At 25.6% G+C, this 13524-nt stretch carries 12 protein-coding genes; 9 read left to right on the plus strand and 3 right to left on the minus strand.

From position 1 onward, the window contains the following. Positions 1-162 precede the first annotated feature (162 nt). The 5 genes from R4K56_RS09170 (at position 163) to R4K56_RS09190 (ending at position 6257) form a co-directional block, all read left to right on the plus strand. Positions 163-402: an FmdB family zinc ribbon protein gene (locus tag R4K56_RS09170; protein WP_297296245.1), complete on the plus strand. Its 240-nt coding sequence runs from the start codon at positions 163-165 to the stop codon at positions 400-402. Between the two features lie 67 nt (positions 403-469). Beyond that, the gene (gene rlmN, locus R4K56_RS09175) at positions 470-1498 is read left to right on the plus strand and encodes a dual-specificity RNA methyltransferase RlmN (protein WP_297296243.1); all 1029 of its coding nucleotides are present in this window, start codon (positions 470-472) and stop codon (positions 1496-1498) included. A 75-nt stretch (positions 1499-1573) separates the two neighbouring features. Next, positions 1574-4282, plus strand: a complete 2709-nt coding sequence (locus R4K56_RS09180; protein ID WP_335772417.1) for a DUF4132 domain-containing protein — start codon at positions 1574-1576, stop codon at positions 4280-4282. Next, a complete protein-coding gene (locus R4K56_RS09185) occupies positions 4279-5001 on the plus strand; it encodes a polyprenol monophosphomannose synthase (RefSeq protein ID WP_335758576.1) in 723 nt (240 codons plus the stop codon). The genes R4K56_RS09180 and R4K56_RS09185 overlap by 4 nt, the downstream gene beginning before the upstream one ends. A 227-nt stretch (positions 5002-5228) precedes the next feature. After that, the gene (locus R4K56_RS09190) at positions 5229-6257 is read left to right on the plus strand and encodes an ABC transporter substrate-binding protein (RefSeq protein WP_335758577.1); all 1029 of its coding nucleotides are present in this window, start codon (positions 5229-5231) and stop codon (positions 6255-6257) included. Here R4K56_RS09190 and aroA read toward each other — a convergent pair. From aroA to R4K56_RS09205, 3 genes are all read right to left on the minus strand, one after another. Further along, positions 6252-7514 carry a 3-phosphoshikimate 1-carboxyvinyltransferase gene (aroA, locus tag R4K56_RS09195; protein WP_335758578.1) on the minus strand — a complete coding sequence of 421 codons (1263 nt, stop codon included), beginning with the start codon at positions 7512-7514 and terminating at the stop codon, positions 6252-6254. The genes R4K56_RS09190 and aroA overlap by 6 nt on opposite strands. 24 nt (positions 7515-7538) lie before the next feature. Then, positions 7539-8498: a signal recognition particle-docking protein FtsY gene (gene ftsY / locus R4K56_RS09200; RefSeq protein WP_418232760.1), complete on the minus strand. Its 960-nt coding sequence runs from the start codon at positions 8496-8498 to the stop codon at positions 7539-7541. A gap of 660 nt (positions 8499-9158) precedes the next feature. Beyond that, positions 9159-10346: an aminotransferase-like domain-containing protein gene (locus R4K56_RS09205; RefSeq protein WP_335757180.1), complete on the minus strand. Its 1188-nt coding sequence runs from the start codon at positions 10344-10346 to the stop codon at positions 9159-9161. A 323-nt stretch (positions 10347-10669) separates the two neighbouring features. Between R4K56_RS09205 and R4K56_RS09210 the strand changes: the two genes are divergently transcribed. The 4 genes from R4K56_RS09210 (at position 10670) to R4K56_RS09225 (ending at position 13516) form a co-directional block, all read left to right on the plus strand. Continuing rightward, positions 10670-11290 carry a CD3073 family putative ECF transporter S component gene (locus tag R4K56_RS09210; protein ID WP_335757179.1) on the plus strand — a complete coding sequence of 207 codons (621 nt, stop codon included), beginning with the start codon at positions 10670-10672 and terminating at the stop codon, positions 11288-11290. Next, entirely contained in the window at positions 11277-11792 is a 516-nt protein-coding gene (locus tag R4K56_RS09215) for a CD3072 family TudS-related putative desulfidase (protein WP_335757178.1), read from the plus strand. The genes R4K56_RS09210 and R4K56_RS09215 overlap by 14 nt, the downstream gene beginning before the upstream one ends. A 75-nt stretch (positions 11793-11867) precedes the next feature. Continuing rightward, a complete protein-coding gene (locus tag R4K56_RS09220; RefSeq protein WP_335757177.1) occupies positions 11868-12698 on the plus strand; it encodes an energy-coupling factor ABC transporter ATP-binding protein in 831 nt (276 codons plus the stop codon). Next, complete coding sequence (locus tag R4K56_RS09225; protein WP_335757176.1) at positions 12683-13516, plus strand: ATP-binding cassette domain-containing protein; 834 nt, start codon at positions 12683-12685, stop codon at positions 13514-13516. Before R4K56_RS09220 ends, R4K56_RS09225 begins: the two co-directional genes overlap by 16 nt. Positions 13517-13524 lie beyond the last annotated feature (8 nt).

The following is a 13524-nucleotide window of genomic DNA, read 5'->3' on the forward strand; positions in this document are numbered from 1 at the left end:
TTTTTTTAAACTAAAAGTGTGCAATATCTATGGCTCTTAAACATAATCTGGTAATAAATATACTTGACAGATTCCAATTTAAATAATATACTATTAGATTATATTATATTAAAAAATTATTATTTAATAATAATTTTCAAAACAAACAAAAGAGGAAAAAACATGCCAACTTATGAATATAAATGCGAAAACTGCGGTAAAGAATTTGAAGAATTCCAATCAATAACCGCAGAAGCTAAAGCTACCTGTCCAGAATGCGGCAGTGAAGCTAAAAGAATGATATCTTTAAATAGCGGTATAATATTTAAAGGTAAAGGATTCTATGTAAATGATTATAAAGCTAAAAACAGTGGTTCTTCTGCTCCTAGCAATAGCGATTCTACACCTAAGAAAAGCTGCTGAGGGGTTTGATTTTAGCTTATAGGTTATAAGTAAAATAATTAATAAATTGATAATTTAATAGGAAAATATGTCAAAAAAAATATCTATAATGAATGTTTCAGAAGAAGAATTATCTAAATTCTGTGAGGAAAATAACTTTCCAAAATTCCATGCATCTCAAGTACTTAATTGGATTTATAAAAAATATGCCATAACTTTTGATGATATGAGCAATATACCAAAAAATTTACGTACTTTATTAGATGAAAACTATTTTATACATAACTCTAAAATAGAAACTATATCTGAAGATGAATATGGAACACAAAAATTATTGATTTCATTATATGATAAGAAGAAAATAGAATCTGTTATTTTAAATAAAAAAGACAGAGTAACTTTTTGCCTATCATCTCAAGTAGGATGCGGATATGGCTGTGCTTTTTGTGCTACAGGAAATATGGGATTATCACGCAATCTTACTGCTGATGAGATTTTAGCAGAGTTTATTTTGATGAGAGCTGTTACAAAAAAGGTAAATTCTATTGTTTTTATGGGTATGGGTGAGCCTTTAGCTAATACAAAAAACCTTTTCAAAGCAATAGAAACTATTAATTCCTTTAAAGGATTTAATTTAGGTATAAGACATATTACTATATCGACTTCTGGTGAGGTTGTTGGAATAAAACAATTAATAGAAAGGGATTTAGACTGCAGATTAGCTGTTTCTTTACATTCACTAAAAAATGATGTAAGAGATAAAATAATGCCTATTAACAAAAGATATCCTATAGAAAACCTTATGGCTGTACTAAAAAGATATAGCAGAAATGGTAAAAGAATGATAACTTTTGAATGGGTTCTTATAAAAGATCTAAATGATTCAGTTAATGATGCTTATAGACTGGTAAATTTGAAAAAAGAATTCCCTTTCAAAGTAAATGTAATACCTATGAATCCTGTTGAACATGCTCCTGAATTGCAGCGACCTAATAAAGATATTATACTAAGATTTAAATCCATACTAAAAGATAATGGAATTGAAGTAGTAGAAAGATTTAAACAAGGACAAGAAATTTTAGCTGGCTGCGGACAATTAGCTATAAAGAATTTATAAATAAATATAGTATTTATTTTTATCTGAAAAATAGTATAATATGGGTAGTTTAGCTAATTATGAAAAGAGTTTTTTATGGAAAAATTTAATAGTACTTTGTTTAGCAGAAGATATGAAGGCTATAACTTAGAAAAAGAGATATGTGTTATCAATAGAGGCATAGTAGAAAATGATATATATGCCTTAGATTTCTTACGAGAGGCTAATTACACTTACAATAAAGATAAAGAGTATTTTTATACATTATATTCAAAATTAGAAAAAAGTAATAACTGCGGAATATATTTAATATTAACTGCTATTTTATTAAAAAATAATGATGAAAAAGTTAATTTAAAAATAGCTGAAAAGAAAATAGATCATCTTCTTCAAAAAATATATGATTCATACTATTCCAAATACAATATTGTAGAACATTTAGGAACACCAAATAGTGTTACAGTTATAAATGATGATATTATATATGAAGATGATAAGAGATATGAATTAATCAAAAAATTTCATGTTAAAAAGTCTGCATTTGGATATTTCAGTGCTTTAAAACCTTATGCACCATATAATTTAAGAAAAGCTCCAAACATTAATGATATTGAATTTATAAAAAAATCTTTATTAACAAATTACAGAATATACTATATACTTCTATTAGCTGAATATTCTAAAAAAGCACAAAAATTATTAAATATAGTATTAAAAACTAATAATTATAAAGCATTAATATATTTGATATTAGTTAGAAAAGAAGGATTCAATATAACATATCAGGCAAGTTTAGATTATTTAAATGGTTTTGATATTACTTTATCAGATATAATCATATCATATATATTCTTCTATTCTTATAATGACAGAATATCTTATTATGATTCATTTGCTGTTCAAATAAAAAATAAAGAATTTAATAATTTTTTCTATTCGCTTATAAAAAATAATAGCGAATTTTTTGAAAGTTTATTTCATAATAAAAATTTTGTGAAGAGAATAACTAAAAACAGCAAAAATTTCATACCATTTTTAAATGAGCTATACAGTAAGGAAATAAACTTTAATTCCAGTAAAGTATTATGTGCCCTACTTGATAATAAATCAAAAAATATAAGAAGATCTGTAATAAAAATAATTAATAGAAAGAAAAAAGAATCTTATGAATATCTTAAAAATTTAGACAGTGATTTAGCTAAAGATATATTAAAAAAATGGAAAAATAAAAAAATTATCAATTCAGGATTCAAAGATATTAATAGTTTAGTTAATTTCGTTAATAAAAATTATAATAAAAAATTTGAAAAAAACCTCCTATGTATAGATGAATCACTATTATATGGTATTGTTAGTAAAGACACTAATCAAAATATACCAATAATAGTTATAAAATATATATATATGGAATATTCAAGATTAAAATCTCCTACAAAAATAAGAGATTTAGATAAGATCATTTCATATTTTGATTTTACTTCTTTTATCAATGTAATAAAAAATGTATTTGATAGATGGATTTTTGAGGGTGCTGATACATCTTATAAATATGTAATGATACCTTATTTAGTATATGAAAATGAATATAAAATTGATAGTATTGTATATAAAGTAAGAGAATGGTGTGATTCTGGAAGAATATCGCTTGCTAATTACGCTATATCTGCATTAGCATCTAATGGAAGTCTTTATTCTTTAATAGTAATTGATTATATATCAAATAATTTCAAATATTTCCAAATAAAAAATGCATCAAAATTAGCATTTAAATCTGCTGCTAAAAGATTAAATATATCTGAAGACAAATTAAGTGATAAAATAATACCTAATTTTGGTATAGATTTAAATGGAAATAAAATATTAAAAGATGATAATCACTCTTTCACAATTACTGTAGATGAACAATTAAATATAACAAAAATAATAGATAATAACACTAATAAAACTATAACAAAATTAGATAAATATCATGATTTAGATAAAAATTTGCTATATGAATTCACTAGCATGAAAAGTCATGTAAAAATGGCTTATAAATTCCAAATAAGCAGATTATATAAAGCATTAATGACTGGCAAAAGATGGACAGTAGACGAATGGCTTGAAATATTTACTGAAAACTACATAATGAATTTATTGGCTGATATGTTTATATGGACTGTATATAACAAAAATGATAAAATCCTAAAACATATAAAATACAGCAAAAAAGATAAAGCTTTTTATACATTAGATAATGAAAGTTATAAATTAAATAAACAATATCTAATATCATTAGCAAGTCCTATAGAAATGTCAAATGAAGATGTAGAAAAAGCGAAAAAATTAATCACAGAATTAAAAATAAAACAGCCTTTCAATCAAATGCAGTCTATTACATTTAATTTTGAAGAAGGCGATATAAAAGAAAACATAATAGTTAAATACAGAAATAAAGAAGTAAAAATAAAAACATTTAAAAACTTAATTGATACACTTGATATGGAATTAGATTATGAGAATTCATATATCGTTGGATATAAAATCATAGATACTTCAATATCAATAGGTGTTAAAATTAATTTAATAGGTATGGATAATGCTATAGATGACAATGATATAATATTATTTGGTGATATAGTATTTTATACTGTAGATTCTGATGAAATATTCTCTTATAAAAATATTATAGATCCGACATCTACAAATATAAGATATGTACATTATATAATGTTTAATATAGATAAACATATCAAAAAGAATTCAAATAAAACTAAAAAAATAGATACTATACAAAAGAGAAATAGAAGGGAAACAGATAAATGAAAGCTATTATAGTTATACCAACATACAATGAAAAAGACAATATAGAAAAAATGATAAATACTGTTTTAAATTTGCCAACATATATTGAAATTTTAGTTGTAGATGATAATAGTCCAGATGGAACAGCATCTATAGTTGAAAAGTATTTAAATAATGATAGAGTGCATTTATTAAAAAGAGAAAAAAAAGAAGGATTAGGACCAGCATATATAGCCGGATTTAAACATTCATTTCAATATAACCCAGATTATGTTATTGAAATGGACGCTGATTTCTCTCATGACCCAAATTTCGTAATTAAGTTTATAGAAAGAATGGAAGAAGAAAAACTTGATTTAGTAATAGGTTCAAGATATTGTAATGGTATAAGTGTTGTAAATTGGCCATTAAGAAGACTTTTCTTATCATATTATGGAAATAGATATGCTTCATTTATATTAGGTTCTAAAATTATGGATATTACTGGAGGATTCAAATGCTTCAGAGTATCTGTATTAAAAAATATGAACTTTGACTATATACTTTCTGCAGGATATTCTTTCCAAATAGAAATGAATTATTCTTTTGAGAGTAACGGATATAAAGTAAAAGAAGAACCTATAATATTTTATGAAAGAAGAAGCGGACAATCAAAAATGTCTAAAAATATTATAGCTGAGGCTTTGTTTAGAGTTGTAAGATTAAAATTTAGAAATAAGAAAAAATATTTCAAAGTTTAATATAATTTTCATTTAACAACTTATATAAAATTACATCTAATATAATAAATCTTTTATAATAAAGAAAAACTATTTTTCTTATCATAAATATATATTTTTTATTACAAAAATATATAATATTGAGTTATATATAATATGTTATATTTTTATATTTATATGATGTAATGATATATAATTATGAAAATATTATTCATATATTTTTATAAATTAAAAAAATGGATCCATATATGAAACAACTAATACTCCTCTTTATTTTATTAGCAGTAATAGGAATATCATGCAATAATAATCAAAATAATAACTCCGAAGAAAATAAAGAAATTAATACAGAAAATACTGATAAACCAATAAAAATAAACGTAGGATATTTAGCTGAATTTGCAGGTGCTTCAGCTGTTGCTATAGCAAAAGAAAAAGGGTATTTTGAAGAAGAAAATTTAGATGTAGAACTATTTGAATTTTTTAATGGTCATGCTGCTATTATATCTATGGTTTCTGGAGAACTTGATTTTGCTTATATAGGTCATGCCGCACATAATTTAATCATTGATGGAAAAGCACAAATATTAATACCAAATGCTATAAGTAAAGGCGAAACAATAATGACTACCAAATGGGCAAATATTAATTCTATAGAAGAATTAAAAGGAAGAACTGTAGCAACCCATTTTGGTACTTCTGGTGAAGCTATGTTGTATATAGCTTTAACTAATGCTAATTTATCATCTAAAGATATTAATTTAATAAATGCCAATATAACAAATCTTGCTAATTTACTTATAAATAAAAAAGTTGATGCTATATCTACTTGGGAACCATATACAAGCGAAATTTTTACAGCAATTCCAAATGATTATAAAATACTTACAAACATTACCCATTACAGTAATGATATAATATTAACTAGCAGTTTTATATCAACTTCTAATTATATACAAAGACACCCTGAAACTGTAGAAAAATTTACAAGAGCAATACTTAAAGCTATGGATTATAGAAAAGACAATTTATATGAAACAGTAGCATTAGTATCAAAACTTACTGATAATGATATAGAATCTATAAAAGCAGAAATAGATTCTGCTATATGGCTTACTTCATCAAACTTAAAAGAAGCATACCAATCTGGTGAGTTATTAAAATGGTATGAAAAACAGCAAAAAATATTCTTATACTCAGAACTTGCCAAAAATGATGTTCCTGTAACTAACTATATAGAACTAGAAATGCTCAAAAATGCATTAAATAATTTATAATGATATATTCGCCCCAATACTTCTAAATTGTTCTATAAAGCTGAAAGATGATTTATTTATAGATTCAGCATCATCTATAGTAATGCTATCATTTGACACTATAGAAGCCACAGAAAGTGCCATAGCTATTCTATGGTCATTATGAGATGTAGTTTTTCCGCCTTTTAATTTTTCAACACCTTCTACGAAAATTTCATCTTTAGTAACTTTTATCTTAGCTCCTATTCTGCTGAAACTGTCTTTAAGATCATTTATTCTGTCACTTTCTTTATATCTTAATCTTGATGCATTATATAATTTTGTTGTACCTTTGGCAGTACATGCTAAAGTTACAATAATAGGTGCCAAATCAGGTATATTTCCAACATCAATATCTAAAGCATTAAGTCTGGCATTTTTCTTAATTGTTATGGAATTATCTTCATTGTATACAATAGAAGCACCCATAAACTTTAATATATTAAGTATCTCTCTATCTCCTTGAATAGAATACTTATTAAGTCCATATAATGTAACTTCTCCTCCCAAAGCTCCAGCTGCAGCAAAAAATGCCGCATGAGACCAATCAGATTCTATTTCATAATCAATAGGAGAATATTCCTGATCCCCATAAACTTCTATAATATTAATGTCTTTCTTAGAAATTTCTATATTAGCAGATCTAAGAGTTTTTAAAGTCATCATAACATAAGGTGCTGATTGAAGCTCGCCATCTATAATAATTTTTGAATTTCCATTCAATAAAGGCAAAGCAAATAAAAGACCGCTTACAAACTGACTGCTTACATTACCATTTATTTTAAATTCGCCGCTTTTTAATTGTCCTGAAACTTTTAAAGAACTTTTTGATATACTGAATTTTAATCCCTGTTCTTTCCAAATATTTTTATAAATATCCATAGGTCTTGAAAATAATTTCTTAGAACCTATAAAAGTACAGTCTATACCTAATGCTGACATTATTGGAATTAAAAGCCTTAAACTTGTTCCCGATTCTTTTACATCTATGGTTAATTCTTTTTTATATTCAGATTTTGGAGTAACCTTCAAACCATCATCAAATACCTCTAAATCTGCAAAATTTGATATAGCTTCTTTAGTAACTTCTATATCAACACCCACATTATCAATCCAAGGCTTTATAATACTTGGCTCTTTTGCTAAAGAAGATGCTATCAAAGCCCTATGAGCATCACTTTTACTTATTTGAATATATACAGAACCAAAAATATCAGATGGTTTAACGGTTAAAGGCATATATAACTCCAAAATAATTATTATTTATTGTAATATAGAATCAATAAAATTATCTATATCAAATTCTCTAAAATCATCAACCTTTTCACCAAATCCGCCGTAATATATAGGAAGTGATAAATAATGAGCTACACTTATTGCTACTCCGCCTTTAGCTGTACTATCTAATTTTGAAACTATAGCTCCTTGTATATCTAAAGCATTAGTAAATACTTTTGCCTGTTCTATACCATTATGTCCTACATTGGCATCTAATACTAATATTGGAATAAAATTAAACTCTGTAAATCTTTCTGTAGCTATCTTTTTCATTTTTTCAAGCTGTCTTACTAAATTTTCCTGATTATGGAATCTTCCTGCAGTATCAACTATAACTACATCAGCATTTGTTGCCTTAGCTTTATCTAAAGCTGAGAATAATACACTAGCAGGGTCTCCAGCTTGCTGTCCCTTAACTATAGTAACAGAAAGTCTATTAGCCCATTCTTCTAATTGTTCTATAGCTGCTGCTCTGAATGTATCTGCTGCTGCCAATATAACTTTATGATCTTGTTTTAATATATTAGCTAGTTTAGCTATTGAAGTTGTCTTACCTACCCCATTAACTCCCACTATAAATAATATATTTTTATCTTTTAATTCTATTTTTTTAGATATGAATTTAGATTTTAAAATTTCTCTTAAATGTTTTTTAGCTTCTGCTGGATCTTTAATATTTTCTTTTTCTACTACTTCTCTTAATTTTGAAATTATATCTTTTGTTGTTTCTACACCTGCATCAGCTGTTATCAATGTGCTTTCTAAACTTGCAAAAAATTCATCATTGATTGATGAAGTATTAAATAATGATGATAAAGAAAATTTACTTTTAGAGCTTGTTAAAGATACTTTAGGCTTCTTAGATTTTTTCTTCAAAACTACAATTAATAAAACTAAAACAATAATAACCGCACAAACAGCTATTATAATATTCATATATGGCATTGTTGACTGCATTTATAAAATTCTCCGATTTAAAAAAATTGTTTGAAATATTATATAGGCTATTAATATTTTTTCAAGTGTTATAAATTATAGGATAATAAGAAATACATATAAGTTTTTAATGTATTTTCAATAATATTGTACTTAAAATTTTATTATTTTTTATTGTTTCTAACCACATGTCATACATAAATACTCAAGTACTAAATACCAAAAACAACTATAATTTTATTTTTACAAAATATAGTTGTTTAGGTATATACTAAAAATTTTTAACTTTGTCAAAATAATTTTTTAATTTAAAATATTTTCAGGGCTTTGCCCCGAACCCCAGTTCTTTTACGACCGAAGGAAGTACTGTAAGTATTGGTATAAAAGAACCTTATATCCTCAACAGGCTCGGATACGCTTCGCGAAGAACTGCATTTTTAACCTAAAATCAGGGTATTATACCATATTTGATACATATTCTTAAAATATAAAGTTCTAGCAATTGCGTTTTTTGCTACTTTTTTGTGCGACAAAAAAGTAGATAACATTTATATAAAGTGCATCAGTTGACAAACTTAAAAATTTTCAGTATATACTGAAAAATAAAACAAATAAAAAAGCAGCCTATTTTTATAAGCTGCTTATAATATTTTTTGTTATTTTATTATTTTATTTACGCATTTCCTGTATAACTTTTGCTAGTATAGAAATACCTTTATCAATATCTTCAGGTTTAGAATTAGTATAATTTAATCTTAATGTACCCAAACCTCTTTTAGCTTCATAGAAAGGCTCACCAGGTACAACTGCAACACCTTCATCAGCAGCTTTTTTATAGAATTCAACAGCATCTATTCCTTTTGGTAAAGTAACCCATACAAACATACCGCCTTCTGGGTGAGTCCAATGCATATCATCTGGAAAATATTTATCCATAGCTTCCAACATATAACCGCATTGTCTTCCGTATAAGTCTATAATTTTCTTTATATGTGCATCATAATCATTATCTTCAAAATACTGACTAACAACAACTTGAGCAAATGTGCTTGTATGCATATCTATAAGCTGTTTATATTCTGTCATTTTCTGCATTAACTCTTTAACAGAACAAACAATCCAACCTATTCTAAGTCCAGGAGCAACTGTTTTTGAGAATGTACCTAAAAGTATAGCCTGTTCTCCTAAATATGTATATAAAGATTTTTGATGCTCGCCTTTAAATCTTAATTCTCCATAAGGGTTATCTTCAATAAAGAATGTATCCTTACCTTTCATAATTTCTGCCATTTTTTCTCTAATAGCATTAGTATAAGTTATTCCTGTTGGGTTTTGAAAGTTAGGAACAGCGTAGAAGAATTTATGATCATATTTACCCATAGATTCTTTTAATTGTTCTATATCAACACCATCTTCGTTCAAATCAATAGTTTTAATACTAGGATTATATAAATGAAATGACTGTAATGCTGCTAAATATGAAGGATCTTCAACTAGAACTGTATCACCAGGATCTAACAGACATGAAGAAATAATATCCAAAGCTTGCTGAGAACCATTAGTAATGAGAATGTCATCTGCATTAACATTAACACCTTGCTTTTTATACCTATTAGCAATGAACTCTCTTAATGGCTTATAACCTTCTGCACTATTATACTGCAAAGCATAAGTACCTTTTGTTTCTAGTACTTTAATAGATGCAGCCTTTAATTCCTCAACTGGGAAAGATGTTGGATTAGGCAATCCTCCTGCAAATGATATCAAATTACCTTTTGCTGCTACCTCTAAAATAGCTTTTACAAAACTGCCCTGAAAATCTTCTTGTAATGCTCTTTTTGATAATCTTAATTTCATAATCCTATCCATTTAAAAAATTTGAATGTATTATACACTACTATTCATAATAATGCTATAATACTTTACAATTTTTTTATAAACTATTGACTTTTTATTACCTAGATTATATTATTGCACCGAAAAATTAGTCAATAAGGGTATTAATTATTATGAATATTTTATCATTATCACAAAATATGCATTTCATTAATCAATACCACTTTCCTCAGTTAATATAAATACCATAGACAGGTTGTCTATATAAAAAACAATATCTATATTCTTTCTATTGAATATCATTAATTAGTATTTTAATTTTTTAAAAATAAAGGATAAATAACATGAAAACAAAAGCATATTCATTAAGTTTTTGTGCTATAGGTGTAGCTTTAAATATAGTGCTATCATTTATAGCATCACATTTGAAAATCCCATTCGTATTTTTTGATGTAATGGGTACAGTATTAAGCGGTGCAGTATTAGGGCCTCTTTATGGTGCTATCACTGGATTTGTTACAAATTTAATAACTTCTATGTTAAACAATCCTGCTGAATTGCCTTATGCCATAGTTAATATGATGATAGGTATAATAGTTGGATTAATATCTGTTAAATTTGGATTCAAAATTCATACTGCTATTATAACAGGTGTAATACTTGCTGTTGCTGCTCCTTTGGTTGGAACTCCTATAACAGTAATATTATACGGAGGTTTAGCTGGAGGAACAATGGATATTATGACAGGATTCTTAATTCAAAGCGGTCAGAAAATATTTACTTCTGCATTCATACCTAGAATAATATCCAATATTATAGATAAGCCTTTATCTTGTATAATAGCATACATTATAATTTTAAGAATACCAAATTCTTTATTATCAAAAATAACTACAAATAAAAAACTTTTAGCTCAAAAGATGGAAAAATCATCTAAAGAGAGTTTAGAAAATGAAGAGATCTAAAAGACTGGCTATATTATCTCATTGCATATTAAATCAAAATGCTGTTGTAAAAGGAGAATACAAAGATATGAATGTATTTCTTCCTTTTGTGAAAAAATTATTTGAAGATAATATAGGCATATTACAATTGCCTTGTCCTGAAACTGAATGTTACGGATTAAAAAGATGGGGACATGTAAAAGAACAATTCTGTAATTGCGGATATAAAAAATATACAATAGAAACTCTTAATTCATTTGTTAATACAATTAAAGAATATATTGATAATGGTTATGAGATAATAGGAGTATATGGAATAGCAGGGAGTCCAAGCTGCGGAGTTAATTTAACTTGCTCTGCTGATTGGGAAGGCGAAATTGGAATATACAAAGATAAAGAAGATATAACATCAAGAGTAAAAATGATTAATGAAAGCGGTATATTTATGGAAATATTTAAATCTATTTTAAAAGAAAATAATATAGATATACCGTTTTATGATGTTGATGATTATTTAAAATAATTTCAATAAAAAAATATTAGGGTTTTATTTTTTAAAGCCCTAATATTTTTTTGATTTATAAATAGGAACTTTATAATGAATAAAGCTGTTGAATTTGAAAATGTATGCTTTTCTTATATTCAAGATGATGATAATAATTTCATAGAAAATCTTAATCTCACAATAAATGAAAATAGTTATTTAGCATTGCTTGGAAAAAATGGAAGCGGAAAATCTACATTAATAAAACTTATGTTCGGTATAGAAAAAGCAAATAAAGGCAAAATAAAAATATTTGATATGGATATAAATGAAAATACATCTGAAATATATAAAATAGCTAGTTTAGTATTTCAAAATCCTGATGATCAAATAGTTGCTGATACTATAGAACTTGATATTGCATTTGCTATGGAAAACTATTCTGTACCAAGCAAAGAAATGAATAAAAAAATAGATGAAGTTTTAGAAATAGTAGGATTATCAAATAAAAGAAAAGATAAAGTGCATTCATTATCAGGCGGAGAAAAACAAAGACTTTGCATAGCTTCATCTCTTGTATTAAATCCAAAAATTCTAGTATTAGATGAACCAACTTCTATGCTTGATGCTGAAAATAGAATGAAAGTAATTGAAGTTCTTAATAAAATACATTCAATGGGTACAACTATAATAATAGTTACGCATCATATAAATGAAATAGAATATTGTAATGAGGTTGTATTTATGGATAATGGTGCCGTATCTTTTAATGGTTCTGCAAATGAATTTGTAAATGCATTAATAAAAAATGATGAATTTCATAAACTTAATATGCCTATCAATTTTCAATTAGCTTATGAATTATATAAAAAGAAAAATATATTAATAGATGAATACATTTTTGATTATAAAAAGGTTTGTGAAAATATATGGAAATATCTTTAAAAAATTTAACTGCCGGATACATAATAAATAAAAAAGAAAAAAATATAATCATAGAAAATTTGAATGCTGATTTTGAAAGCGGTAAATTTCATTTTTTAGCCGGAGTGTCAGGAAGCGGTAAATCTACACTTCTTGAAACTATATGTCTTCTTATAAAAAAAATATCCGGTGAAATATTATTTGACGGTAAAACATTAAACAATAAAAATAATTTAAAAGAGTTCAGACAATCATCTGGCATAATGCTTCAATACACTGATAAACAATTCTTTAATAATACAGTAAGAGAAGAAATAGTTTTTAATCTAAAAAGAAATAAATTAGACAGTAAAGAAATAACTAAAAAATTAAAAGAAACTTTAGAAATATTAAATATAGATAAAAAAATATTAAAAGCATCTCCTTTTGAAATAAGCGGAGGTCAAAAAAGAACTATAGCATTAGCTTCTATAATAATAACTTCTCCAAAAATATTATTCTTAGATGAACCTACTGCAGGTCTTGATTTTGAAAGCAAAAATATATTTATGAAAACTATAAAAGAATTAAATAAAAACTCTAAAATTACAATTATACAATCTTCTCATATACTAGATGATATTATAGAATTTGGTGATAATGTTTTCATCATAAATAAAAATAAAAAATATATATCAGGAAAACCAAAAGATTTATTATTCTCAAAAAAAGTATTAGAAGAATATAACTTAATAGAACCGGAAATTTATAAATATATAGAAGAATTAAAAAAATTAGGAATTAAAAATATTGATGAAGTATCCAATTCAAATGAATTAATACAAAAATTATTTTATTAAAAGAGTAT

The organism is Brachyspira pulli (assembly GCF_036997785.1).
Taxonomy (GTDB): Bacteria; Spirochaetota; Brachyspiria; order Brachyspirales; family Brachyspiraceae; genus Brachyspira; species Brachyspira pulli.

What these genes read in the sequence shown, in the direction of transcription:
- R4K56_RS09170 (WP_297296245.1), top strand. Translation starts at nt 163, where the DNA reads ATGCCAACTTATGAATATAAATGCGAAAACTGCGGTAAAGAATTTGAA.
- rlmN (WP_297296243.1), top strand. Translation starts at nt 470, where the DNA reads ATGTCAAAAAAAATATCTATAATGAATGTTTCAGAAGAAGAATTATCT.
- R4K56_RS09180 (WP_335772417.1), top strand. Translation starts at nt 1,574, where the DNA reads ATGGAAAAATTTAATAGTACTTTGTTTAGCAGAAGATATGAAGGCTAT.
- R4K56_RS09185 (WP_335758576.1), top strand. Translation starts at nt 4,279, where the DNA reads ATGAAAGCTATTATAGTTATACCAACATACAATGAAAAAGACAATATA.
- R4K56_RS09190 (WP_335758577.1), top strand. Translation starts at nt 5,229, where the DNA reads ATGAAACAACTAATACTCCTCTTTATTTTATTAGCAGTAATAGGAATA.
- aroA (WP_335758578.1), bottom strand. Translation starts at nt 7,514, where the DNA reads ATGCCTTTAACCGTTAAACCATCTGATATTTTTGGTTCTGTATATATT.
- ftsY (WP_418232760.1), bottom strand. Translation starts at nt 8,498, where the DNA reads ATGCCATATATGAATATTATAATAGCTGTTTGTGCGGTTATTATTGTT.
- R4K56_RS09205 (WP_335757180.1), bottom strand. Translation starts at nt 10,346, where the DNA reads ATGAAATTAAGATTATCAAAAAGAGCATTACAAGAAGATTTTCAGGGC.
- R4K56_RS09210 (WP_335757179.1), top strand. Translation starts at nt 10,670, where the DNA reads ATGAAAACAAAAGCATATTCATTAAGTTTTTGTGCTATAGGTGTAGCT.
- R4K56_RS09215 (WP_335757178.1), top strand. Translation starts at nt 11,277, where the DNA reads ATGAAGAGATCTAAAAGACTGGCTATATTATCTCATTGCATATTAAAT.
- R4K56_RS09220 (WP_335757177.1), top strand. Translation starts at nt 11,868, where the DNA reads ATGAATAAAGCTGTTGAATTTGAAAATGTATGCTTTTCTTATATTCAA.
- R4K56_RS09225 (WP_335757176.1), top strand. Translation starts at nt 12,683, where the DNA reads ATGGAAATATCTTTAAAAAATTTAACTGCCGGATACATAATAAATAAA.